Genomic DNA, 23,565 nt, shown 5'->3' on the forward strand with positions numbered 1-23,565 from the left:
ACCCAACCCCCCACAACCCTACCGCAAGATGCCAGCAGTCAGTCTTTAACCGAGCTTTTGCAAGGATTTTCGACCAGTAGCGGTTCATTTGCTACCCTGGCTCAAGCGGTTGAAGCCGCAGGTTTAGCAAATGCACTGCAAGATGACGGTAGCTATACCGTTTTTGCTCCCACCGACGAAGCGTTTGCAGCATTGCCGCCAGGGACGTTAGACCGATTACTACAGCCCGCAAACCGCGAACTGCTACGCCAACTGCTGGCCTATCACGTTGCGCCAGAAGAGCTGACCTCTGATGAACTAACCACCGGCGCGTTAACGACCTTAGGCGGTGGCTTGGCTATTCGAGTCACGCCAGAACGGGTTGTTGTTAACGACGGCAGCGTGGTTCGTGCCGATATTCAGGCAGGAAACGGCGTGGTTCATGTTGTCAATCGCGTCATGATTCCCCCAGACTTGCGGCAGCAAATTGAAGCCCTCCAATAGGAGGCGATCGCCCTCACTGCTAATGTCGCAGCAGCACTAAAACAGCACCCAAAAGGAGCCAGAACGCAAAAACTGGCTCCTTTTGCTTGAGGTGTCGGAGGATAAAAAATAGGTTATAAAAGGGTCGGGAACGGGGATAGACCGCACTGGATGCCAACCGAGCCAGATGAGCAGGGCAACCAACCAGAAACACGCTTCCCCATGTGGCTAAAAAAGAGTGAGCAGAGAATAAAACACGCTCCTGCTTTGAATCAGCGGCTTTGGTTATCATTTCTGACTATTTTGATGAGTGTTTTCTAAAAGACCTGACAATTGGCTCAAAATCGGCTACATCTAACATCGGTAATCTTCATAACACCAATCGGTATGAAGCGGTTCCGTTGGGCATTTTGTTTGGAGTTGATTTGGGGCGATCGTTCCCACCAACGCCTTAGCCCGTCTGTGTGGGTGAGGAAACAACTATCTGTTGGTTTAACTGTTCCGCTATGGGCAGCAATGGGGCTGTCGGCAACGCCAGCCTACTCTATGTCTGTTCCTGCTGACGAACCCCTAACACCGGGAATGGCCTGCACTCCGGCAGCTAATCCGGCAACGTTAACGTCAGACAGCATCACTCAATTAGTAGATTGGGTTGTGAGTCCCGAAACAGGGCTAGATTCCCTGGTTGGAACGCTAGGCCCTGCCTTAGCCGCTTCTCTTGCGGCTCGTCCGTTTCCAGATATTCATGAGCAGGCACGATTGGCTAACGTTCCGGTGATGATGTATCACGACATCTTGCCGGAAAAAGAGGTGTTCTTTGATGTCACACCCGCCGAGTTTGAAGCGCATCTTCGCCTGATTCAAGAGAATGGGCTAACCCCTATTAGCCTGGATCAGTTGGTGTCTCACCTTTCAACGGGCATTCCACTGCCAGAGAAGCCAATCTTGCTGTCCTTTGATGATGGCTATGAGGGGCACTATCAATACGTTTATCCGCTGCTCAAGGAATACAACTATCCTGGGGTTTTTGCCATTTATACCGCCAAAGTTGGGAAACAGTTAGGCCGATCGAGTCTTTCCTGGGAACAACTGCGAGAAATGGCTGCCGATCCGTTGGTGACGATCGCCTCCCACAGCGTCAACCATCCGCGCGATCTCAGCGAATTGTCCAATACTGCCTTGCGACGCGAAATTGTTGAATCAAAACGCATTCTCGAAACCGAGCTTGGGATTTCAATCAGGCACTTTGTTTATCCCGAAGGCAAGTATGACGATCGCGTCAAGCAGTGGGTGCAGCGAGCTGGCTACCGCTCGGCGCTAACGATGGACGATGCGGAAGACCAGTTTGCCAACGAGTCACAAGACTTACTCAGCATTGAACGAATTGGGCAATCCAGACTGGAAAGCGTCGTCTCCCAAGCCTATGGCGGGCCACCCCTGGCACCCTGGGGGAATCGCTTTAACTTTGAAGCACCCGTCCAACTGAATCGGCTCACGGTTGACGACACCCCGTTGATTTTGATTTCAGGGGGTCGCCCTGTCACCATTCATGCCAACAGCCGCTATCAGGTGCCCGAAATCATTGCCAACACTAACACCGTCGCTGCTGTAGATGGCGGATTCTTTTCGCTGAAATATCTTGACTCTAATGTGATGATTGGCCCCGTTCTAAGCCAGAGTTCTGGCGAGTTTGTTCCGGGCAATCCGGGAGAAAATCTCAAGCTCAAAGGGCGACCGTTGGTGCTAATTAGTCCGGAGGCGGTGCGGTTTATTCCATTTGCCCCAGAAAAGCACAACACCGTGGAGGGTTTTGAAGCCGAGCTTCCAGGCGTGACCGATGCTTTTGTGGCAGCGGCCTGGTTGGTCAAAGACGGCAAACCTCAGTCTTCCACCGCATTTGGTAGCCTGTTTGATTTTGATGCCCTGCGCCATCGGGCGTTTTGGGGTATGAATCATGCTGGTCAGCCAGTGATTGGGATCTCGGTTGATCGGGTGGATTCAATCACACTGGGGAAACGGTTAAATCGAGCCGGGTTGCGAGATGTGGTCATGCTCGATTCCGGAGCCAGTACCTCGTTGGCCTATCAAGGGGAGTCTCTAGTGAGCTATGAGCCGCGCCCGGTGCCTCACGTTGTTGCGCTGGTGCCGCCCGACAACGCATTGGATTCAACCTGTGCCCTGGTGTCTCAAACCCGGATTGACCCCTGAGGAGGTGCTGTGGCATCAGAACCGTGCTCCCCACCAAAGCACCCGCCACCCGCCAGGGTAACGGTAACGGTTGCGGCAAAACCAGGTATTTGGCGATCGCTCGTACCGTTACAGCGACGTTTACGCCTGTCTCGCTTCTCTTTAGAGTGGGGCCTACTCTGGTTAGCAGGGGTGATTGGGGCAACGCTGATTTTGACCCATCAGGCGATCGCCCACATCACCACCCAAACCTCGCTAAACCAGGCTCACACGGCTCTGATGTCTATTTCTCGCCAGTTTCAGCCTGTGGTTTCCGTGCCTCCCGTCTCGATCGCCACGACGACCCTTCCGGCCAACCTTGCCGATTCGCCCAACTTTGGGCATCTTCCCTATCCAGAAGCAGCACGCGATCAGCTTATTCCTATTGGCAGTTATTCCCAGGGCACCGAGCAGCGGTTTGAATACCTGACCCCAGAAGCAGGGCTGGCACTGATGAAGCTGCTGGATGCGGCTCGGGCAGATGGCGTTTGGATTGTGCCCGTGTCGGCGTTTCGTGATGTGGAGCGGCAAGATCTGCTGTTTCAACTGCAAGTGCAGCAAGCGGGTTCCCGGCAGGCGGCAGCCACAGCGGTCGCTCCTCCGGGGTATAGCGAACACCACACCGGGTTGGCGGTTGACCTGGCCGATGGATTGGCGCGGGCGCGCGATGTTAGCCTCTCGTTTGGGCAAACGGAAGCCTTTCAGTGGCTCAGCCAACATGCTCAGTCCTTTGGCTACGAGATGTCTTTCCCGGCAGATAACCCGCAGGGTGTAATTTATGAGCCGTGGCACTGGCGGTTTGTTGGCTCATCAGACGCAGCGCGGGTTTTTGCCCTGGCTCGCAGTTTCTAAGGCGGTTTTAGCGCCAGAGGCCAGGTTCGAACTCATATCAACGGCGATCGCAGCAACGAACCACAACGGCGATCTACCATGATGACAAGAAGCCCTTCATTGAGGGCTTCTTGCCGTTACGGAAACAGGGCATGACGCAAGTCGAACAGTTACTTCGCGATCGCTATCGGCTGATAGAGCGTCTCGGCAAGAGTGCCGGTCGGCAAACCTGGTTGGCGCAAGATGTGACCTCCCAAACACAGGTTGTGGTCAAACTGCTGGCCTTTAGCGACCAGGTTGAGTGGGACAACCTCAAGCTATTTGAACGAGAAGCCCAAACCCTTAAACAGCTAAACCATCCCAAGATTCCTCGCTACCGAGATTATTTTTGCATTGACGACCAGATTCTCTGGTTTTGCCTGGTTCAAGACTATATTCCGGGTGTATCGCTAAAGGAGCGGCTAGCCAGGGGAAAGCGGCTTAATGAAGCTCAAGCCCGTCAAATTGCTGCTGAAGTGCTGGCGATTTTGAGCTACTTACACCATCTCAGTCCTCCGGTGCTGCATCGCGACATCAAACCCAGCAACTTAATTTGGGGTGACAATCAGCAGGTTTATCTGGTCGATTTTGGAGCCGTTCAAGACCGGGCGGCAGCGGAGGGAGCCACTTTTACAGTGGTTGGCACCTACGGCTATGCTCCCCTGGAGCAGTTTGGCGGTCGAGCTACTGCCGCTTCCGATCTGTATGCGCTAGGTGCCACCCTGGTTCACTTGCTAACGGGCATTGCCCCAGCAGATCTGCCCCAAGATAATGCACGGCTCCAGTTTGTCGATCGCATCTATGCCAATCCGGGTTTCGTGCGCTGGCTCAAACACCTCACCGACCCCAACCTGGAATACCGCTTTCGTTCGGCGGAGGATGCGCTGGCAGCTTTGCAAGCCAATCAAGCGGCGATCGCCGTAGTCGATTTCAAGGACATAGAGCCGCTTTCTACTCCTATCCAGATTCGCAAAGCTGCCAACTATCTGGCGATCAAAATTCCGAGGCGATCGCGTCAATCCCTGATTTTGGCAAAGCTGCCCGTTTGGTTTGGTTTAACCGTGTGGCTGCTGTTGTGCAGTGCGATCGAGCTAAATACGTCTGGCTGGTTTGTGTTTGGCTGGTTCTGGTTGCTAACGGGTCTGGGTGCCGCCATCTGGCATACTCTGCCTGCCTGTGGCGAAACCCTGGTGCGGTTTGATTACCAGCACTTTGAAATTCGGTGGATTTTGTTTGGGTTGTGTTTGCAGCGGCAACGGGGTCGAGTCGCTGATATTGACGCTGTTTTGCAAGGTGAAGTAACCGGAATCATCGACAAACACACGCCAGAAGTGACCCTCTCCGCCGGGGTACAAGAATACTCCTTTGGGCGCTTAGATCCACCTCTCACTAGAGCCGAATGCCGCTGGCTCATTGCCGAACTGCACAGTTGGCTGGGGTTACAGCCCCAACCGCCCTTCTCAGATCACTATTCATCGCCTAAGAAACTGCTTTAAGGGTGGTTTCACCATCCCTTAAACCGCCAAGATTTGGCAAGCTGTAAGAGAAACGCTGTTTCCATAGTTGAGTGAGTCGATGCTGCGATCGGAGCAAGTATTACAACAGCGATACCAACTCAAAGAAAAGCTAGGGCAGGATGCGAGCCGCCAAACCTGGTTGGCCGACGATTTAAGCACCGATGCTGATGGGCGGGTTGTGGTGAAACTGCTGGCGCTGAGTCCAGAGATGCAGTGGGATGAATGCAAGCTGTTTGAGCGTGAAGCTCAGGTGTTGCAACATCTCAATCATCCTCGTATTCCCGGCTATCGAGATTATTTTGTGATCGATCGCCATCCCGGTTCTCGGTTTCCCTGGTTTGCGCTGGTGCAAAACTACATTTCAGGGCAATCGTTGCAGCAATTGTTAGACCAGGGGCACCGCTTTTCAGAAGAGCAGGTTCAGCAAATTGCGGTTGATGTTCTCAACATTCTGCTTTATTTGCATACGGTTGACCCGCCTGTTTTGCACCGTGACATCAAGCCAAGCAATCTGATTTTGGGAGACGATCGCCATATCTATCTGGTAGATTTTGGTGCGGTGCAAGATCAAGCCCTGCTAGAGGGAGCCACGTTTACGGTTGTGGGAACCTATGGCTACGTGCCGATGGAGCAGTTTGGTGGGCGGGCGGTTCCTGCCTCAGATCTGTATGCTCTGGGTGCGACCTTAATTCATCTGCTCACCGGAACGGCTCCGGCGGATTTGGCTCAGCACGATGGCCGGATTCAGTTTGGCGATTACGTCAGCTTCGATTTGGGTTTCATCCACTGGGTTAGCAAACTAACGGAACCACATGTGTTTAACCGCTTTGTGACGGCTCAGGATGCCTTGACGGCACTAGAGGAACGACATGCCCTCAGCCCTCCTATTACTAACCCCAAGCCCAACGGTAGCCGAATTCAGATTAAGAAATCTGCCAACTACCTGGAAATTGAATTACCCCGGCGCGGCAGCAAAGCCTACCGCGTTTTGTTCCTGACAGGATTATTTATTCCCCTGCTGTTTTATTTGCCGCAATACTATCAGGTGCTAATCCATCGGTTAGATATCTGGTGGATCAGCTTGCTGCTGGGGGTTTCAGGTGTAACCGTGCTGGATTTGCTGCGCCCGGTGTTAGAACAAACGCATTTTTATTTCGATCGCCACAACTTTGAAATGCGGCGCAAGCTGTTTGGTGTTTGCTACTGGCGGCATCGAGGCAAAACGGCTACTATTAGCAAAATTTGCGAGCAGGAAAACAAGGTAGGCGGTGCAGCTAAAGGCATCACGATTGAGTTATGGACGCGCAAAATTACCAGCAACCCGATCGCCACTGTGGAACGGATATGGCTGATTGAAGAGTTAGAAGAATGGTTGGGACTCAATCGCTGGACTAAGCTGAAGCAGCAGGATCGCCGCGATCGCCGCAACTCGTCGCACTTCTAGCCACATCACCCATTTCTATCTAACCTGCCTTCAAGCCTGACATACTGCCGCTGAATGCGCTTGAATGCAGGTCGCTTGCTCCTGGGGCGATAAATCGCTCCAGTTCACATCCCGCCGGAAGACCACGCCGTTGTTCCCCACCACTAAACGCGGCAGCTCTTGCTGGTCGATCAGCCGCATTGCCTGCATATCAAACGTTGTGTAAACCGTTGAAGCGCTGCTTAACGTAACATCAACCACGGTAATGGTTTTGCGCGGCGGCAGAGGACTATTGAGTAACTGACGCGGCCCTCCCCCCAGCGCTCCGGCATGTAGCATCTCTAGCGTGCCCCGGTGCCCCGGATAGTAGGCGTGGTGATGTCCGCTGATGTAGGTGTGAACGCGGTGCCGCTCTAGCAGTGCCCGTAATTCATCTGCATCCCCCAGCACTTCGCCGGGGCGATCGCGGTTCACCCCAACGGCATACAGCGGCAAATGCCCAATCACCAGCCGCAACCGAGCCGTTTGAGCCGCATTGCTCGCCAAGCTGCGCTCCACCCAGGCCAGTTCATCGGCTGGCATCCGCAACGAACTGGACGCATCCCACACCAGGCCAAAGAGTTCACCCTCGCGAAACGTGTAATAAAAGGGAAACTTGTAGCGATCGACAAACTCTAACCCCGGATCGTGAGCCGGATCGTTCCAATACGCCGCTGCCAGCTCAATCTCCTGTTGATAAATTGCTCCATTAGGGCCGATCGCCCGTGACGCGTCGTGGTTGCCAATCGTAAACCCAAACGGCAGATTTGCCTGCCGTAGCGGTGCAGCCACCGCCCGATCGAACCCTGCCCACATGGCTTGAATTTGCGATCGCGACAGGTTTTTACTTTGACCCGCCACCATATCCCCACCCGCCAGCACAATATCGGGCTGCCATTCGGGAACCAGCTCTATGGCTCGTCTAACTTCTGCATCGTAGGTGGTTGAACCATACTCGCCGTTGAGGTCACTAATCACCACAATCCGCGCATCACCTCTGGGGGGATTCATCAGCCCTGCTTGCTGGAGGACGTTGGACGTTGGTGTGGCCTGGGGGGACGCTGAAGGCGGAGACGCAGGTACAGAAGGGGATGCCGCTAACTCACTGGTCGAGCGATCTGCCCTGAAGCGGTGAACCAGGGTTGATGCGCCAAGCCCGCCGACCGAGCCGAGCAACACTAAAAACTGACGGCGACCTAGAGACATAATCCATTCCACAACTGAACGAGAGAGGAGCCACTAGATGATTGAGATGGCACTGGTCAGACTGACGCAGACGAGATTTCCTCAATTCGATCGCGCTGCAATCTGCCCTCTCAATTCAACCAACAATTTAGCCCTTAAGCAAAGACGTTGATCTCAGTGCGGGGTGTCCGCTTCTGCTCTGCGAGCGATCGTGATCCAACTCTGAATGTCTGGCTGAATCGGGATAGGTTGCATCGAGGCGATCGCCAAGCCCTATTATCAGAAGCAAAAAAACAGTGGTAGATCGGACATCTACCACTGTTTGCGGATCAGGCCATTGAACTGCATTACCGGGAACAGCTAACGCTACTTCTGATCGGGTTGCGCTACTCCGTTGAAAGGCAGTCTGGTTAACTGGTGGCAACTAGAAAGGTTCGTCGCCAATGCCGAGTTGCTTTTTCGATTTTTTTAATTGTTTCCAAAGGGAACGAATTTGCTCAAACGATTCTTGTGGAGATAGCTTGCCGTTGGTTTCTAGCCCGGTAATCAAGCTGACCCGTTGAGAAAACTCTTGTAAATTAGCATTAAAAACGAGATTCTCAGGCTTAACCTGACCGTGGTAGCGGCTACGGGGGTACAAAAAATTGGAACGATCGGCTGGTGTCATGTTCTTCTCCGAAAAGCAGCATAAAAAGAGCAGGGCAGAATCAACTTAACCTAAGCTTAACCTACGTTTAACCAAAATACAAAGGATGCTCGTCTGCCTTAAGATAGGTTTTGGGACAGGTTCAGCAGCGTTGGAACTCTGTTCTGTTGAGAACTTCAGGCTTGTATGCTCTTGTCGCTTAATCTACAACAGTGCCATCGGTATGATCGTGGTGGCGATCGCTGATCCTGGCGATGGTTAACTTGCTTCGTTTCCGCAATTTCACCCGATAGGCAATTTACTACTTGTAGTCAACAATACAATTACGGCTTTTTGCTGTTTCGCCTGTTTATAAAAAACAACGTGGCATTAAGGCATTCCGCTGTTTCGCCCCTCTTTTTCGCATCATCTAATTTTTGTCAAGAAAGTTGAAGCAGTTCCGGAAACGCCTCTTTTTGGATTAGCCACCCGTCCTGCCTCTGCAAAAGCGCTGCAAATCCGTCACCTTAGACCGCTAGAATGATTAAACCAAAGTGCTGCGCCGAGCGGGGAATGGGGGAATGGTTGCCGTTAACCTGCTCGTCGTTGCTTTTGGATTCTTTGCTGTACGCCACCCTAGCCGTTCATGACTGCCCGTCACAAACTGTACGAAGGTAAAGCCAAGATCCTTTATACGACTGACGATCCAGAGATCTTGCTCACTTACTTTAAAGATGATGCCACTGCCTTCAATGCCCAAAAGCGAGGCAGCATTGCTGGCAAGGGTGAGATTAACTGTGCCATCTCCAGCCATTTGTTTCAGCTTTTAGAGGCGCATCACGTTTCGACTCATTTCGTAGACCGCCCTACGGCCAACGAGATGCATGTTCGAGCGGTCACCATTTTGCCGCTGGAAGTCGTCGTCAGGAACATTGCAGCCGGTAGTCTCTGTCAACAGACAGGATTGGAGTTGGGCACGGTACTGGAGCAACCCTTGGTCGAGTTCTATTACAAAAACGATGCTCTGGGAGATCCGTTGCTAACGCTCGATCGCCTCTTTTTGCTCGATCTGGCTACCGCAGCACAAGTGGATCAGCTACGTGCCAAAGCGCTTCAAGTGAATCGTGTTCTCTCCGAGTTTTTCCAAAAGTGCGGCATCACCCTGGTAGACTTCAAGCTGGAGTTTGGTCTGGATCGAGAGCAGCAAATCCTGTTGGCGGATGAGATTAGTCCAGATACGTGCCGACTTTGGGATCAGGCTGACCCCGACCCAAACCGCCGCGTCATGGATAAAGATCGCTTCCGCCGCGATTTGGGTGATGTTGAATCAGCTTACCAGCAGGTGCTTCAGCGAGTGCTGGCACAAACTGCTCAGAGTTAAAAGATGAGAAGGGCGATCGATGCTGTAAAATTGCTCCGTTCACCCTAAACGACTCGATTTCGGTTTTCTCGATTCACTCAGTTCTCTGTTTCGTTGACTTACTGCCGTAAGTCAGGTGGTGTGTGGAAGTGCCAAACAATTTACTCTGTATGCGTTTCTCTCCTGTTTTGCTGGCAGTCTTCACTGTTTCTGCAACGCTTGGTTTATCGAATCCTGCCAAGGCACAAGCGCCGAACTCAGCAGATATTGAAGCTGAGAACTCAAATCATTTAGGTTTGGCAGGTCAACCGAGATCGGCTGAGGCTGAGGGTAGGGGGCAAACGGTTGCTCCTGCACCAGTCCAACCTGAATGGTTCTCGTCTGAGTTTCTGGCTCAAGCCATTGAACCCGTGCCCGATGCCGCTCAGCAGCCGTTGCCCCCCGCGCGACCAACTGAGCCGCCGCAACCGCTGGATTTGCCATCTGAGATTGATCCGGCAACGCCACCTCCAGGAACGCAAACACCGCTTGAAGGGTCGCCCGATCGCATTCAGTTTGATACGGCACCAGAACCCAGTACGCCGCAGATTGAGTTCAACCTGCCGGAACCAACCACGCCACCGGAGGCGCAGCCCGTTCCCGATGATGGTGTTTTAGACGAACCGCCGCCGCTGCCCGATGGAACCGTTGCGCCTCCTGCTCAACCAACTCAACCAACTCAACCGGGAGCCACTCAAGCAGAAGAACCTCGCGTTTTAGTCTCTGAGGTTGCTGTAGAAGCCGTAGAGGGAGAACTCAGCGACGAGTTGCTCAACATTGTTTATAATGCCGCGCAAACTCAACCGGGGCGAACCACAACGCGATCGCAACTTCAAGAAGACATCAATGCGATCTTCGCCACGGGCTTCTTTTCAAACGTTCAGGCGGTACCAGAAGATACCCCACTTGGGGTGCGGGTCGCCTTTATTGTGCAAGTTAACCCCGTGTTGCAAGACGTTCAGCTAGAGGGATCGCAAGTTGAAACCTTGCAATACCAGGGAGAAGAAACGTCTGTACCGCAGGTGGTAGACAGCATCTTTGCCGACCAATATGGCACCACGCTCAATTTGCGCGACCTGCAAGTTGGCATTGAGCAACTGAACCAGGTGTATCAAGAAAATGGGTTCGTGCTGGCCCAGGTGATTGATGTCCCTCAGGTATCCCCCGATGGCACCGTTACATTAGTCGTTGCAGAAGGGGTAATTGAAGACATTCAGGTGCGCTTCCTCAACCGGGAAGGGCAACCGACCAACGAGGATGGCACCCCGGTGCAGGGGCAAACGCGAGAGTTTATCGTCACGCGGGAGTTTGAGTCGCAGTCGGGAGATGTGTTCAACCAGCAGCAAATTCAGGGCGATTTGCAGCGCGTGTTTGGCTTAGGCATTTTTGAAGATGTGCGCGTGTCGCTGAATCCAGGTACCGATCCGCGTCAGGTGGACGTGGTCGTCAACGTAATTGAGCGCAACACGGGATCGGTTGCTGCGGGGGTTGGCTTCAGCTCGGCCAGCGGTTTGTTTGGCACGGTTAGTTTTCAGGAGCAAAACCTGGGTGGAAACAACCAGCGGCTAGCGGCTGAGGTGCAGGTGGGTGAACGGGAACTGTTATTTGACTTAAGCTTTACCGATCCCTGGATTGCCACCGACCCATACCGTACGTCTTACACCGTCAATGCCTTCAACCGCCGCTCGATTTCGCTCATCTTTGATGGGGGTGAAAACGAGGTTGAGTTGGAGAATGGCGATCGACCCCGGGTGAACCGTTTGGGCGGAGGGGTTAGCTTTAGCCGTCCGCTTGACGAATGGCTTGGGTTAGAGGGATGGCGCGCCTCGGCTGGGTTGCAGTTCCAGCGAGTGACCGTTACCGATGCCGATGGTGAAGTGACACCGAGAGACGAACTGGGGAACTTGCTCAGCTTCAACGAAGACGGGCGAGACAATTTGCTGTTGCTCCAGTTAGCCGCCGTGCAAGATCGGCGCAACAGTACCCTCACTCCCACCAGTGGTTCGGTGCTGCGCTTCAGTACAGAGCAGTCTCTTCCCATTGATGGCATTATCTTCAACCGGTTGCGAGCAAGCTACAGCTACTACATCCCGGTTGATTTCACTAACTTTACCGAAGGGGCTGAAACTTTAGCCTTTAACGTTCAGGCTGGCACCATTCTGGGAGACTTGCCCCCCTACGAAGCCTTTGCGCTGGGTGGCACCGACTCCGTTAGAGGATACGACTCTGGCGATCTTGGCAGTGGTCGCAGCTTTGCCCTGGCTACGGTTGAATATCGTTTCCCCATCTTCTCCATTGTGGGCGGTGCCCTGTTTGCCGATTTTGGTACGGATTTAGGAACGGCAGAGGATGTGCCCGGTTCCCCCGCCGAGGTTCGCGGTAAACCCGGTTCGGGCTTTGGTGTCGGTTTGGGGGTACGGGTGCAATCGCCTTTAGGTCAAATTCGGATTGACTACGGTGTTAACGACCAGGGAGATGGCCGATTGCACTTTGGGGTCGGCGAACGGTTTTAACGAACGAGCGATGACCCGTTAGGCTGGAGGGAGAAACCAATTAAGCGTGAAGTGCAAGGAACGTCAGGCATGAGCGGATTAGGAGTCCGGGATCAGGGTGCAGCGATCCAGACCGACCCAAGCTCTAGATTGTTAGCGGATGGGCAACATACGCTGGCCGCCCCGTTTGAACGATCGGGGATTGGTTTACATGCTGGCGTGTTGGCGCAGGTGCGGGTGTTACCTGCCCCCGTTGGGCACGGTCGTTCCTTTGTTCGGGTTGATTTGCCAGAGTCGCCCCCTATCCCTGCTTGCATCGATCGGGTACGGCAAACGCTGCTGTCAACCGAGTTGGCGCAGGGTGAGGCATCCGTGCGTACGGTAGAGCATTTGCTGGCGGCGCTCAGCGGCATGGGGGTAGATAATGCTCGAATTGAAATTGACGGGCCAGAGGTGCCGCTGCTAGACGGTTCAGCCCTGAAGTGGGTAGAGGCGATCGCCCAAGCTGGAATAGTGCCGCAACCCGCACCGCGTTCGTCTTTTACCCTGAACGAACCGATTTGGGTGCGTTCTGCCCATGATGATGCGTTTGTGGCGGCTTTACCGGCACCAGAGCTGCGGTTCACCTACGGAATCGACTTTGAAGTGGCCGCTATTGGCAATCAGTGGCATAGCTGGTCGCCTGCCAGTGAGCCATTTTCAACGGCGATCGCCCCAGCTCGTACCTTTGGCTTAGCGCATCAGGTAGAACACTTACAGCAACAGGGGCTAATCAAGGGTGGTAGTCTGGAAAATGCCCTGGTTTGTGGAACAGACGGATGGATTAATCCGCCGTTGCGATTTTCAAATGAACCAGCGCGTCATAAACTTTTAGACTTAGTAGGGGATTTAAGTCTGCTAGGATTATTTCCCTTAGCTCACATCATTGCTTATAAAGCAAGCCATCATTTGCACACGCAATTGACTCAGCTCCTGGCTCAGGCTTTTATGTCTGTTTGATGGCCTCAAGCCTGATATGTTCTGTCATGCCCTACCGAAGTTGACCCATGTCTATATTGACTGACGTTCCCACCCCGACCCCCCACGTTGAAGCCGATCAAAACCAGGCGGTAGACAACCACGCTGCGGCAAAGGCTGTCCTAACGGTTGAAGATATTCAGCAGTTGTTACCCCATCGCTACCCGTTTGCGCTGGTTGACCGAATCATTGAGTACATTCCTGGAGAGCGTGCCGTTGGTATCAAGAACGTTACCTTCAACGAGCCGCACTTTCAGGGGCATTTTCCCGGTCGTCCCATTATGCCCGGTGTGCTGATTGTAGAAGCTATGGCTCAGGTGGGTGGGGTTGTGCTAACCCAGATTCCAGACGTTCCAGAGGGACTATTTATGTTCGCTGGAATTGATAAGGTTCGGTTTCGCCGCCCCGTCGTGCCTGGGGATCAGCTAATCATGACGGTGGAACTGCTGTCTATCAAGCGTCGTCGTTTTGGTAAGATGCAAGGTCGCGCTGAAGTAGGTGGTCAGTTGGTGGCTGAAGGCGAACTTATGTTTTCTATTGTTGATTGACCCTGCGGTTGATTGACCCTACGACTGAGCATCATCCCTCGGAGACTTTCCCTTGACTACCCTGATTCATCCAACGGCTGTCATTCATCCCGGTGCCGAGCTGCATCCTACGGTGCAGGTAGGACCGTATGCTGTGATTGGGGCAAAGGTTAGAGTCGGGGAACACACCACGATTGGTCCCCATGTGGTACTGGATGGGCGAACGGAAATTGGCGCTCGCAACCATATTTTTCCGGGTGCGGCGATCGGGCTTGAACCGCAGGACTTAAAGTATGACGGCTCCCTCAATTTGGTCAAAATTGGGGACGACAATGTGATCCGCGAGTATGTCACCATCAACCAGGCTACTCACGCGGGTGAAATGACGGTTCTCGGCAACGGGAATTTACTGATGGCCTACGTTCACGTGGGGCACAACTGTGTCATTGAAAACCAGGTAATTATTGCCAACTCGGTGGCGCTGTCTGGGCATGTCCATATCGAGTCTAAAGCTCGGCTTAGCGGTGTGCTGGGGGTTCATCAGTTTGTTCACATTGGGCGGCTGGCAATGGTAGGTGGCATGAGCCGAATTGAACGAGATGTGCCGCCTTTCATGATGGTTGAAGGTAATCCCTCGCGGGTGCGATCGCTCAATTTAGTGGGCCTCAAGCGCGCCGGATTAGCCGACGAAAATGAGGGCAAAACTTTTCAGGCACTCAAAAAAGCGTTTCGCCTTCTGTATCGTTCCGGTTTAACGCTGAATCAAGCCCTGGATCAGCTCGATTTGCTGTCGGATAGCGACGTGATTCAACACTTGCGCCAGTTTTTGAAGGTGTCGTCTCAGGGACAGGGGCGGCGTGGCCCCATACCGGGACGGCGTGCCAAAGATAAGGACGAAGCATAACCAGACGGCACCTGCCGTCAAGATATAGTTAGGGCTGAAGCAGCCTGACAGTGCAAAACTCCTTCAGCCGAATTCGTGCTGCCAGTTGGCTCCTTGCTTTGACGGCTGCTTTTTTTGTCGTTCACAGTTGTGGTGATGAGTCCTGAACGTAATGTTGCCTCGCCGTATTTGCCGTCTTCTGCGAAATCCGTTCGCATTTTTATTAGCACTGGAGAGGTGTCGGGCGATCTACAGGGGTCGCTGCTGGTTGCTGCCCTGAAGCGGCGAGCCGAACAGATGGAGATGGCGATCGATATTTTAGCTCTGGGGGGCGATCGCATGGCGCAAGCAGGCGCTCAGCTTTTGGGGCATACCAGTGCGATCGGGTCGGTTGGCATTCTGGAATCGTTGCCCTACATCCTGCCCACCCTACAGGTGCAGCAACGAGCCAAGCAGTATTTGCAGGAAAATCCGCCGGATCTGGTGGTTATGATCGACTATCTTGGCCCCAATTTAAGTATTGGCAGCTATGTGCGGCAGCACTTGCCTCAGGTGCCACTGGTGTATTACATCACGCCGCAGGAGTGGGTTTGGTCGTTTGGCTCCCGCAACACCAACCAGATTATTAACATGGCCGATCGCATTCTGGCGATTTTTCCAGGGGAGGCACGCTATTACCAGGAGCGTGGCGCAGCGGTCACCTATGTGGGGCATCCCCTGGTGGATCGGATGCAGGATGCGCCCAGCCGAGAGCAAGCCAGAGCGCAGTTGGGTCTTGCCGACGATCAGCGGGCGATCGCGCTGCTCCCAGCCTCGCGACGGCAGGAACTTACGTATCTGATGCCCGCCATGTTTGGAGCCGCTCAACAGATTCAAGCCAAACTGCCAGACGTGCAGTTTTTAATTCCGCTCTCGCTAGACGCGTACCGCTCGGCTATTGAGCAGGCGATTCAAGCCTATGGGTTGCGGGCAACACTCATTGCGAATCAAACTCAAACGGTTTTGGCGGCGGCAGATTTAGCCATTGCCAAATCGGGTACGGTAAACCTGGAACTGGCATTGCTGGATGTGCCGCAGGTGGTGATTTATCGGGTGAATCCGGTGACTGCCTGGATCGCTAAACGGGTGCTGAAGTTTTCGATTCCGTTTATGTCGCCCCCAAACCTGGTATCAATGGAGGCGATCGTCCCTGAACTACTCCAGGATGATGTTCGTCCAGACAAGATTACCCAACTGGCGATGGAACTGTTGCTGAATCCAGAACGGCGGCAGCAGACGCTGGCTGGCTATGGGCGAATGCGTCATGCTCTCGGAGAGAAAGGCGTGTGCGATCGCGCCGCTCATGAGATCTTTGCCCTATTGGTTCAGGAGGTTAATACCAGCTCGATATGAGACTCAGTATTCAAATGTGATGAGCAGATTTAGCGCACGGCTATTGATGATGTGAAACTAAGCGTCCTATTTTAGCGACATGTAGCTTGTTATCACACTGCTCGACCTATTGCTGGAGCATTCATTGCATGAAACGAATTTTGTTGGGTGGGGTTGTTTCGAGTTTGCTGGTTCTATCGGTACCGGGTAGAGCGTTGAGTCAGTTGATTCCGCAACCCTGGGTATCGGTGGGTGCCAATCAAGGCGATGTCACGTTTTCCATTGGGGCTAGAGCGCTGGGGTTTGGTGTAGAACTGGGTCGAGGGCCAGATGACTCAACGGGAGTCGATGCGCTGGGGTTCGTCAATCTGCCGTTTGTGCCAGTCTCTCCCTATGTGGGGCTGGGGTACTACACCGAGGATGAGGGGGTGGCGTTTTCCGGCGGTGTGCAGCTCGATGCCGCCGATAACCTGATGTTGGGTGTGGGATACAACTCTGTGCGCGGGGTTAATGGTCAGGTTGGGGTGCGGTTTTAAGATCGATCGCCCGCCTGAAGTGCCATAAGAAAAGCCTCTGACACGAGTGCCAGAGGCCGTAATTGGGTTCTAGGATGACTACTTTCAATGTTCCCGTTTTGAGATAGATAACCACCAGGCTGGCCGCTAGTGGCTTACCGTGAGAACGATTTTGCCGCTCGTCCGATCGCTCTCGCTGTAGGTATGAGCCGCTGCCGCTTCTGCCAGTGGAAAGGTGCGATCGATTACCGATCGCACCTTTCCCGTTTCTATCAAGTCCTTGAGATAGTCCAGGTCGCTACCGCTCGATTGCACCAAAATGAATTTTGCCTTCTTGCCGGGGAGAAACGACGTCAACCCAATTTGCAGGAAGAGTTCGGGAGTAGGCAGGGTGGTGACATAAATACCGTTGGGTTTGAGTAACGGTTTACAGGCTGAAAAAGATTGTTTTCCCACCGCATCGAAGATCACGTCATACTGGCTGGAGTCCTGGGTAATGTCTTGCTGGGTATAGTCAATCACGCGATCGCTTCCCAACGACTGCACCAGTTCCACGTTTTTGCTGCTGCAAACGGCTGTCACTTCCGCATCTAGCGCTTTAGCAATCTGCACAGCATAGGTGCCAACCCCTCCTGATGCCCCGTTGATCAACACCTGTTGGTTGGCCTGGAGCTGACCTTGATTGCGAAGTGCCTGGAGGGCAGTCAGGGCAGCCAGCGGCACGGCTGCCGCCTCGGTGTGAGTCATGTTCTTTGGCTTGGCGGCGGCCACAGATTCCGACACGGCAACATACTCAGCATAGGCTGTTCCCGGTAGTTGATTGAGACGGGCATAGACGGCATCACCCAGTTGAAACAGACGGACGCGATCGCCCAGCTTCACCACTTCTCCAGAGACATCAAACCCCAGGGTTTGCGGAAACCGATTTCCCGTGACCAGTTTGAGCATCCCTTTTCTAATTTTCCAATCAACAGGATTCACACTGGTTGCATAAACCTTGATCAGCATCTGGTCGGGCTGAATTTGGGGTTGCTCAATGGTGGTGTATTGCAACTCTGCGGCGGCACCGTAGCGGTTAAAAATGACTGCTTTCATTAGTGGACTCATGGCAGCCTACTCCCTGAGTTATATTGACGACGTTTAGCATAATTTGAATTTTAGAAGCTGTTCTAAAGGTCTAGTGGGTCGCCCAACATCTGTAGGGTGTGGTCTATCCTGCGCCAGACCAGCGACGGGTATTTGAGTCTATTTCAAGGGCTGTCTGCCGACTGCCGCGCCCTGACAAAACAACCTCTAAGGAGTGGCGTTGATCGATTCAACCCACTGCTGAAGTTGCAGTAGATAGCGGGCAGCAAACACGCCGCTGCCGAAGCCAAAGGCATGACCCAGCCAGGAAACGCCGCGCCGAATCGGTAAAACTCCCCAGATTAAGCCACCGTAAAAAAAGGCAACCAGGCCAGAAAAAGCCAGTGAGACTAAATCACGCTCAAAGTAGCCTCGTAACAGTAAGAAGCCAAAATAGCCGAAGACGATGCCACTGGCTCCAATGTGGTTGGAGCGGGCGGAACCAAAGAGCCAGACCCCCAACCCGCTGATCAGCCAAACCACTGCGGTCACTATTATAAAAGCGTTGATATCGCGCAGCATGATGAACCAGGCCAGGGTGATTAAGGGCAGGGTATTGGTGGCTAAATGACGCAAATTGCCGTGTAACAATGGTGCTAACAAAACGCCTTGCAGTCCGCGAAAGGTGCGAGGACGGATGCCAAATCGATTCAAGGCACCTCTAAGAATGAGCGTGTCGAACAGTTCGAGTCCCCACAAGACAGCAACCATGCTGCCCAGGATGGTGGCGTGAAGCTTGAATTCGGGTGGAATGGCCTCAGATGCCCAAATTCGCTGAATGGCATCTAAAATTGCGTCGTTTTCCATAGTTAGTCTGCACCTACACCACGCATTATCCAGGCTTAATCCTACTTCTCACCCGGTTGAACAACAATGGCATGGGAGTCCGCAGGGTGCAGTATAGTACCCACCTGGATGAATCAGGCTCTTGCGGTTTGGCCAGATGCGGTTTGGTGTAGATGGTTTAAAGCCGTGGGTTCGCCGCTTCAAAGTGATCAACAATAGAAAGATGTTAGAACTTCACTGTCATACAACGTTTTCTGATGGCACGCTGACGCCAACGGAGTTGGTGAATGTTGCGATCGCAGCAGGTGTGCAGGCGTTAGCCATTACCGACCACGACACGGTTGCTGGATGGGATGAAGCCGTTGCCGCCGCTGCTCCACATGGGCTAGAGATTGTTCCAGGCTTAGAGTTAAGTACTGTGCATCTGGGGCGATCGCTGCATATTCTTGGGTTTTATCCTGAGCCAGGTCGGCTAGTTGAGCCGTTAAACGAGCGGTTAAACGGACGCAAGCGACGCGCCCAGCAGATGGTGCAAAAGTTGGCAGCGCTGGGATACCCGATTGAATTGCCAGAAAAGCCGGGTGGAATGGCTCCCGGACGGCCTCACATTGCGGCAGCAATGGTGAGAGCGGGATACGTACAAACCAGCCAGGAGGCGTTTACACGATTCATTGGCGAAGAGAAGCCAGCGCACGTTCATTATGAAAAATTTTCGATCGTAGAAGGAATTGACCTGTTGCGATCGTGCGGAGCCGTTCCCGTTTGGGCACATCCATACCTGTTTCGGGGTGGTGAGGTGGAAGATGTACTTAGCGAGATGGTTGCAGCCGGATTGATGGGAGTAGAAGTTTATCACCCAGGGCACACTTCAACCCAAAGTCAGACGTTAGAGCAGTTGTGTGAGCGATATGGTTTGCTTATGACTGGCGGCAGTGACTATCATGGCCCTATCTCGGATCCGAAAGGCAGACATGCTGATACATTGAACCGATTTCATCTACCGCTTCACTTGCTTGACCCGATTAAACAAGCGGCTCATGACCTGCACCGTTCCTTTGAGTCATCGGACTAAAAATCGGCTTGAAGCAAAGGCACCAGGGATTGCAAACGATGTCCATGGGGAACGTTCAGCATTGATCGTAGGGTCAACAAGTCGGTTAACCAAAGGGTATGCAAACCTTCTGGGTTGATCCGATCTGTCCTGCTGTTGGCGCATCCTGCCCAATCTTGTTGAAAGACACATCATGAATCCTCATTCAGAAATCCCGTCTATTGATGCCTCTTCATTTAGCTTGGATACCTATCGATGGCAAAACCGCCTGCTGCTCCTCTTTGCAACGTCAGAACAGACCCATGCTTATAAAACTCAGGTGCAGATGTTAGAAGAACACGCAGATGGATTTCGCGATCGCGATCTGCTGCTCGTACCAATTCTGTCGTCTCATCGGAGCAGCACCGGGGGCAGTTCTTCAGCGGATACGGCAGCGGCCAACCGCCTGAGAGAGAGTGCCGCAGAGAAGTTGCGGCAACGGTTCAACACGCGCAGCGATGACTTTGTTGCTATCTTGATTGGCAAAGATGGCACGGAAAAACGCCGGGAGCGTCAGCCCATTGAGCCATCCGACCTCTTTAACCAGATTGACTCAATGCCTATGCGTCAGCAAGAGATGCAGCAACAGAAACCGTTGTGAGGCGATCGCCGTAGCCCGCCCGTCATGCGGGCAGGCTACCGTTATACAAAATCAGTCCGCTGGATTTGGCTGGCATTGATACCGTTTAATACGGCCAGCGCGTCGTTGCCGACCCGAATCAGGGTGTTGTTGCCGCGTTGCAGAATGTCCAGATTCTCGAACCGCAGGTTACCCGAAAGCCCCAACTGGTCGCGCCCAACCTGATAGTCGAGAATGCGATCGCGTCCGGCTCCCCGCTGCAAGATGAAGCGATCGCGCCCCAGGCCGCCGGAAAGAATGTCACTCCCGTTTCCGCCCGTCAGGATATCTTGCCCACCATTGCCCACCAGCCGATCGGCTCCATTACCTCCCACCAGTCGGTCGTTGCCACCCCGACCGATCAGGGTATCATTGCCCCCCAATCCTGCCAGTCGGTTGTTGCCCGATGTGCCTGTAATGATGTCATTATCAGGTGTCCCCGTTAGCGACGCTGGACGGATGGGCGACCGATCATTGATGGCGTAAATCGTACCGTTGAAATAGTCGGCCAGGTACACATTTCCTGCTTCGTCTTCCCCAAAGCTGGAAATGCCGTAAGGCGTATCGTCTAATAGGGCGTTCTCCCATTGATTGCCGTTACGTCGCAATCCCCAAACTCGGCCATTGACAAAATCGCCGTAGAGATACACTCCCTGCAAGTTGGGTGCGGCTGTCCCCCGATACACCACGCCTCCCGTGACCGATGACCCCTGGGAGCGATCGTACTCAGCTACGGGGGGCGTAAATCCAGAGGTATCTGTATTAGGATCGGCAAATCGACGGCTCCCTTCCAGCACTCGCCAGCCGTAGTTTTCACCACCAGAACTGGTTGCAGGCTGAACGTTAATTTCTTCCACCGATCGCTGCCCTACATCCCCCAGATACAAATCTCCTGTTTGCCGATCGAACGAAAACCGCCAGGGGTTGCGAAGTCCGCTCGCCCAAATCTCATCACGGATGCGATCGCCCGGATCATTGACCTGGGTAAAGGGATTGCTGGCTGGAATGGTGTAGGGTACGGCTCCCGATTCCACATCAATTCGCAATAGCTTGCCCAACAATGATGTCGGGTTTTGGGCGAAGTTTTGCGGATCTCCGGCTCCACCCCCGTCTCCCATGCCAATGTAAAGAAAACCATCGGCACCAAAGGCCAACTGCCCACCATTGTGGTTGCTGGCGGGTTGGGGAATGGTGAGAATTACCTCCTCACTGTTTGGGTTGGCAATGTTTGGATTGCTGGAGAGCCGATAGCGAGCAATGACTGTATCGCCGTTGCGATCGGTATAGTTAACGTAAAAGTATCGTTTACTGGCATACCCCGGTGGAAAGGCGACGCTCAATAAGCCTTGTTCACCGCTGCTGCTAATCCGGTTGGCAATGTTGAGAAACGGAGTGGCTAATGGTTGTCCATTCTGGATGATCCGAATTGCACCTCCTTGCTCGACCACAAACAGGCGATCGCTGCCATCTTTGGCATTGGTGATATGAACCGGATTGGTGAGGTTATTGGCAACGGGGGTAAACGAAAGGCTGAGACTTGCTAATGGTGTTGGCATTGATCGATCTCGGTAATGGGCTTCAGATTTCCTCGCGTTGAAAACTGGAGATGCCCCTAAACCAGTTTAAGTTCCATCTGAATGTTGCAACGTTCATACGTTGAGGGTTGTCCAACTACTTTCCGGAACCCTAGTGTTTGATAAAGCTTGATGGCAGGCTCTAAAACCGTGTTACTTTCCAAACAAATTGTGTTTGCTCCCAATTCACGGGCTTTGGCAATGGCAGACTGCCCCAATAACCTGCCAATTCCTTTGCCTCTTGCTCTTTCTGCAACTGCCATCTTAGCCAACTCGTAGGTATCGTTGTCGATTTTGATTAACGCACAGGTGCCAACAATTTCATTATTGTGACGCGCCAGGTAGATGTGCCCTCCAGATTGCAGAATCTTTTGGTCTGGATGATTGAGCGATTGATAGTCCGATTCTTCTAGCTTGAAGTATTTCTCGATCCAGTCATAGTTGAGCTGTTTGAAATCGTTCTGAAACTCAGGCGAGTAATCAATAATTTCAATGTGATGGCGTTCACGGCTGTTTCGCACCTTTTGAACGCGATCGAAAAAGCTTTTGTCAGTCAGTAGAAACTCAACTTCTTCGATCGCTTTCCACAGGTCATGCTGTGCTTCGGATAAAAGATCGTCAACCGCCTGAGTTACATCAAGATACTGCGTTTCGAGCTTAGGGATAAGCTGTTTCCCAATGCTGGAGAGCCTTACAACACTCACTCTGGCATCATCAACACTTTTGTCCGTGTTGACCAGCCCGGCTTGCTTCATTTCTTTAACAATCTGGCTGACAGATGGATGGGAGTGACCAATGATTTGAGCAATCTCGGTAATGGACGCTTCGTCCTGATGCGAGAGGACATAAAAAACAGGAAACCATTTGGGGTCTAACGCAACATCATACAAGCTGTAGATTTTTGCTGCATCCTCTGCCAGCCTCTCGCTTAAGCGACGCAAACGGCTACCCAGCGCTAGCTTGCCAACCTGACGATAGAAGTCCATAAATATAAAGGCAATTACGTAAGTGGTTACATATTTATCATAATCCAGCAAATGTTGGTAGCAATCAGCGAGCCTGAACAGTTGCTACCGAATCAAGCTGACAGCAATCTATCCAAACAGCATGAGGCAGTAGCTGTTAACAGTTACTGCCTCATGCTTACCTATTGAATTTTAGTGCCATCCAGGCATGGGCTTATGCAGGAAGCAGCACTGTATCAACGATATGAATGACACCATTATCAGCAGCAACATCAGGGGTTGTAACTGTAGCATCATTCACCTTGACACCGTTGGAGGCATCAATTTTTACATCTGAACCTTCCACTGTCTTTGCCGATTTCAGCTTAACGACATCAGATGCCATTACTTTGCCTGAAACGACGTGGTAGGTGAGAACTTGCTTAAGTTTGGGAAGGTCTTTGAGCAACCCTTCAACAGTACCCTGAGGGAGTTTAGCGAATGCTTCATCAGTAGGGGCAAAGACGGTAAAGGGGCCTGCACCTTTAAGCGTCTCTACTAGCCCAGCTGCTTTAATTGCAGAAACTAGGGTGCTGAAAGAACCAGCGTTAACGGCAGTATCAACTACATCAGCCATGTGTTTTCCTAGTTTATTTTGTGTAGACAGCTACAATATAAACTACTTTTATGAAAAATGTGAGTTCTATAAATCGGATTAATCATTTTTGGTGATCATAACTCTATTCAACCGTCGTTAGCTGCTGCAATTATTTGCTGTAACGTTACCCAATCGCTTGAACACCAGATCCCCCCACTAAGAAGTTACTGATCTGTCTCATCGCTAAAGTCCTTTAAAGAAGACAGCAGCAGTTCAAG

The 23,565-nt window shown here is 52.7% G+C and carries 22 protein-coding genes; 14 read left to right on the forward strand and 8 right to left on the reverse strand.

Annotated elements, in window-relative coordinates; all coding sequences use genetic code 11:
* On the forward strand, positions 1-483 hold a 483-nt coding region (locus IQ268_RS25865; protein WP_193885264.1), incomplete at its 5' end, for a fasciclin domain-containing protein.
* A gap of 19 nt (positions 484-502) precedes the next feature.
* Here IQ268_RS25865 and IQ268_RS25870 read toward each other — a convergent pair.
* The gene (locus IQ268_RS25870; RefSeq protein ID WP_193885266.1) at positions 503-754 is read right to left on the reverse strand and encodes a hypothetical protein; all 252 of its coding nucleotides are present in this window, start codon (positions 752-754) and stop codon (positions 503-505) included.
* A 95-nt stretch (positions 755-849) separates the two neighbouring features.
* On the opposite strand from IQ268_RS25870, the gene IQ268_RS25875 reads away from it, so the two are divergent.
* The 4 genes from IQ268_RS25875 to IQ268_RS25890 all read left to right on the forward strand — a co-directional run bounded on the left by IQ268_RS25875 (position 850) and on the right by IQ268_RS25890 (position 6,519).
* Entirely contained in the window at positions 850-2,670 is a 1,821-nt protein-coding gene (locus tag IQ268_RS25875; RefSeq protein ID WP_228035735.1) for a polysaccharide deacetylase family protein, read from the forward strand.
* 9 nt (positions 2,671-2,679) lie between these two features.
* Positions 2,680-3,540 carry a M15 family metallopeptidase gene (locus tag IQ268_RS25880; RefSeq protein ID WP_339383584.1) on the forward strand — a complete coding sequence of 287 codons (861 nt, stop codon included), beginning with the start codon at positions 2,680-2,682 and terminating at the stop codon, positions 3,538-3,540.
* 131 nt (positions 3,541-3,671) lie between these two features.
* Entirely contained in the window at positions 3,672-5,054 is a 1,383-nt protein-coding gene (locus tag IQ268_RS25885; RefSeq protein ID WP_193885268.1) for a serine/threonine-protein kinase, read from the forward strand.
* Between the two features lie 79 nt (positions 5,055-5,133).
* Entirely contained in the window at positions 5,134-6,519 is a 1,386-nt protein-coding gene (locus IQ268_RS25890) for a serine/threonine-protein kinase (RefSeq protein ID WP_193885271.1), read from the forward strand.
* Positions 6,520-6,549: 30 nt separating this feature from the next.
* Here the strand turns inward: IQ268_RS25890 and IQ268_RS25895 are convergent, their stop codons facing one another.
* A complete protein-coding gene (locus tag IQ268_RS25895) occupies positions 6,550-7,743 on the reverse strand; it encodes a metallophosphoesterase (RefSeq protein ID WP_193885273.1) in 1,194 nt (397 codons plus the stop codon).
* A 403-nt stretch (positions 7,744-8,146) separates the two neighbouring features.
* Positions 8,147-8,389 (reverse strand): hypothetical protein, encoded by a 243-nt coding sequence (locus IQ268_RS25900; protein WP_193885275.1) that lies wholly within the window; start codon positions 8,387-8,389, stop codon positions 8,147-8,149.
* A gap of 604 nt (positions 8,390-8,993) precedes the next feature.
* On the opposite strand from IQ268_RS25900, the gene purC reads away from it, so the two are divergent.
* From purC to IQ268_RS25935, 7 genes are all read left to right on the forward strand, one after another.
* A complete protein-coding gene (gene purC, locus IQ268_RS25905; RefSeq protein WP_193885277.1) occupies positions 8,994-9,728 on the forward strand; it encodes a phosphoribosylaminoimidazolesuccinocarboxamide synthase in 735 nt (244 codons plus the stop codon).
* A 149-nt stretch (positions 9,729-9,877) separates the two neighbouring features.
* A complete protein-coding gene (locus tag IQ268_RS25910; protein ID WP_193885279.1) occupies positions 9,878-12,259 on the forward strand; it encodes a BamA/TamA family outer membrane protein in 2,382 nt (793 codons plus the stop codon).
* 69 nt (positions 12,260-12,328) lie between these two features.
* The gene (lpxC, locus tag IQ268_RS25915; RefSeq protein WP_193885281.1) at positions 12,329-13,237 is read left to right on the forward strand and encodes a UDP-3-O-acyl-N-acetylglucosamine deacetylase; all 909 of its coding nucleotides are present in this window, start codon (positions 12,329-12,331) and stop codon (positions 13,235-13,237) included.
* Between the two features lie 47 nt (positions 13,238-13,284).
* Positions 13,285-13,803 (forward strand): 3-hydroxyacyl-ACP dehydratase FabZ, encoded by a 519-nt coding sequence (gene fabZ, locus IQ268_RS25920; protein ID WP_193885284.1) that lies wholly within the window; start codon positions 13,285-13,287, stop codon positions 13,801-13,803.
* A 52-nt stretch (positions 13,804-13,855) separates the two neighbouring features.
* Positions 13,856-14,686 carry an acyl-ACP--UDP-N-acetylglucosamine O-acyltransferase gene (lpxA, locus tag IQ268_RS25925; protein ID WP_193885286.1) on the forward strand — a complete coding sequence of 277 codons (831 nt, stop codon included), beginning with the start codon at positions 13,856-13,858 and terminating at the stop codon, positions 14,684-14,686.
* A gap of 135 nt (positions 14,687-14,821) precedes the next feature.
* On the forward strand, positions 14,822-16,057 hold the full coding sequence (gene lpxB, locus IQ268_RS25930) for a lipid-A-disaccharide synthase (RefSeq protein WP_193885288.1): 1,236 nt from the start codon (positions 14,822-14,824) through the stop codon (positions 16,055-16,057).
* 128 nt (positions 16,058-16,185) lie between these two features.
* Positions 16,186-16,572 (forward strand): hypothetical protein, encoded by a 387-nt coding sequence (locus IQ268_RS25935; RefSeq protein ID WP_193885290.1) that lies wholly within the window; start codon positions 16,186-16,188, stop codon positions 16,570-16,572.
* Between the two features lie 126 nt (positions 16,573-16,698).
* Here IQ268_RS25935 and IQ268_RS25940 read toward each other — a convergent pair whose 3' ends face one another.
* The gene (locus IQ268_RS25940) at positions 16,699-17,646 is read right to left on the reverse strand and encodes an NAD(P)-dependent alcohol dehydrogenase (RefSeq protein WP_193885324.1); all 948 of its coding nucleotides are present in this window, start codon (positions 17,644-17,646) and stop codon (positions 16,699-16,701) included.
* 198 nt (positions 17,647-17,844) lie between these two features.
* Positions 17,845-18,483, reverse strand: a complete 639-nt coding sequence (locus IQ268_RS25945) for a rhomboid family intramembrane serine protease (RefSeq protein ID WP_193885299.1) — start codon at positions 18,481-18,483, stop codon at positions 17,845-17,847.
* Between the two features lie 202 nt (positions 18,484-18,685).
* Here IQ268_RS25945 and IQ268_RS25950 point away from each other — a divergent pair, with 202 nt between their 5' ends.
* Both IQ268_RS25950 and IQ268_RS25955 read left to right on the forward strand, forming a co-directional pair.
* Positions 18,686-19,534 (forward strand): PHP domain-containing protein, encoded by an 849-nt coding sequence (locus IQ268_RS25950; RefSeq protein WP_193885326.1) that lies wholly within the window; start codon positions 18,686-18,688, stop codon positions 19,532-19,534.
* Positions 19,535-19,706: 172 nt separating this feature from the next.
* Entirely contained in the window at positions 19,707-20,153 is a 447-nt protein-coding gene (locus tag IQ268_RS25955) for a DUF4174 domain-containing protein (protein WP_193885301.1), read from the forward strand.
* A gap of 41 nt (positions 20,154-20,194) precedes the next feature.
* Here IQ268_RS25955 and IQ268_RS25960 read toward each other — a convergent pair whose 3' ends face one another.
* The 3 genes from IQ268_RS25960 to IQ268_RS25970 form a co-directional block, all read right to left on the reverse strand.
* Complete coding sequence (locus IQ268_RS25960) at positions 20,195-21,727, reverse strand: PQQ-dependent sugar dehydrogenase (RefSeq protein ID WP_193885303.1); 1,533 nt, start codon at positions 21,725-21,727, stop codon at positions 20,195-20,197.
* A 56-nt stretch (positions 21,728-21,783) separates the two neighbouring features.
* Positions 21,784-22,731 carry a bifunctional helix-turn-helix transcriptional regulator/GNAT family N-acetyltransferase gene (locus tag IQ268_RS25965; protein WP_193885305.1) on the reverse strand — a complete coding sequence of 316 codons (948 nt, stop codon included), beginning with the start codon at positions 22,729-22,731 and terminating at the stop codon, positions 21,784-21,786.
* 193 nt (positions 22,732-22,924) lie between these two features.
* Positions 22,925-23,326: a fasciclin domain-containing protein gene (locus IQ268_RS25970; protein ID WP_193885307.1), complete on the reverse strand. Its 402-nt coding sequence runs from the start codon at positions 23,324-23,326 to the stop codon at positions 22,925-22,927.
* Positions 23,327-23,565 lie beyond the last annotated feature (239 nt).

It is taken from the genome of Oculatella sp. LEGE 06141, assembly GCF_015207605.1.
GTDB lineage: Bacteria > Cyanobacteriota > Cyanobacteriia > Elainellales > Elainellaceae > Oculatella.

Excerpts from the sequence above, each read along its gene's own strand:
- IQ268_RS25960 (WP_193885303.1), bottom strand. The coding sequence starts at position 21,727 with ATGCCAACACCATTAGCAAGTCTCAGCCTTTCGTTTACCCCCGTTGCC.
- IQ268_RS25895 (WP_193885273.1), bottom strand. The coding sequence starts at position 7,743 with ATGTCTCTAGGTCGCCGTCAGTTTTTAGTGTTGCTCGGCTCGGTCGGC.
- IQ268_RS25900 (WP_193885275.1), bottom strand. The coding sequence starts at position 8,389 with ATGACACCAGCCGATCGTTCCAATTTTTTGTACCCCCGTAGCCGCTAC.
- IQ268_RS25870 (WP_193885266.1), bottom strand. The coding sequence starts at position 754 with ATGATAACCAAAGCCGCTGATTCAAAGCAGGAGCGTGTTTTATTCTCT.
- IQ268_RS25910 (WP_193885279.1), top strand. The coding sequence starts at position 9,878 with ATGCGTTTCTCTCCTGTTTTGCTGGCAGTCTTCACTGTTTCTGCAACG.
- IQ268_RS25940 (WP_193885324.1), bottom strand. The coding sequence starts at position 17,646 with ATGAAAGCAGTCATTTTTAACCGCTACGGTGCCGCCGCAGAGTTGCAA.
- fabZ (WP_193885284.1), top strand. The coding sequence starts at position 13,285 with ATGTCTATATTGACTGACGTTCCCACCCCGACCCCCCACGTTGAAGCC.
- IQ268_RS25935 (WP_193885290.1), top strand. The coding sequence starts at position 16,186 with ATGAAACGAATTTTGTTGGGTGGGGTTGTTTCGAGTTTGCTGGTTCTA.
- IQ268_RS25875 (WP_228035735.1), top strand. The coding sequence starts at position 850 with ATGAAGCGGTTCCGTTGGGCATTTTGTTTGGAGTTGATTTGGGGCGAT.
- IQ268_RS25970 (WP_193885307.1), bottom strand. The coding sequence starts at position 23,326 with ATGGCTGATGTAGTTGATACTGCCGTTAACGCTGGTTCTTTCAGCACC.
- lpxB (WP_193885288.1), top strand. The coding sequence starts at position 14,822 with ATGAGTCCTGAACGTAATGTTGCCTCGCCGTATTTGCCGTCTTCTGCG.
- purC (WP_193885277.1), top strand. The coding sequence starts at position 8,994 with ATGACTGCCCGTCACAAACTGTACGAAGGTAAAGCCAAGATCCTTTAT.
- lpxC (WP_193885281.1), top strand. The coding sequence starts at position 12,329 with ATGAGCGGATTAGGAGTCCGGGATCAGGGTGCAGCGATCCAGACCGAC.
- IQ268_RS25890 (WP_193885271.1), top strand. The coding sequence starts at position 5,134 with ATGCTGCGATCGGAGCAAGTATTACAACAGCGATACCAACTCAAAGAA.
- IQ268_RS25885 (WP_193885268.1), top strand. The coding sequence starts at position 3,672 with ATGACGCAAGTCGAACAGTTACTTCGCGATCGCTATCGGCTGATAGAG.
- IQ268_RS25955 (WP_193885301.1), top strand. The coding sequence starts at position 19,707 with ATGAATCCTCATTCAGAAATCCCGTCTATTGATGCCTCTTCATTTAGC.
- IQ268_RS25945 (WP_193885299.1), bottom strand. The coding sequence starts at position 18,483 with ATGGAAAACGACGCAATTTTAGATGCCATTCAGCGAATTTGGGCATCT.
- IQ268_RS25965 (WP_193885305.1), bottom strand. The coding sequence starts at position 22,731 with ATGGACTTCTATCGTCAGGTTGGCAAGCTAGCGCTGGGTAGCCGTTTG.
- IQ268_RS25950 (WP_193885326.1), top strand. The coding sequence starts at position 18,686 with ATGTTAGAACTTCACTGTCATACAACGTTTTCTGATGGCACGCTGACG.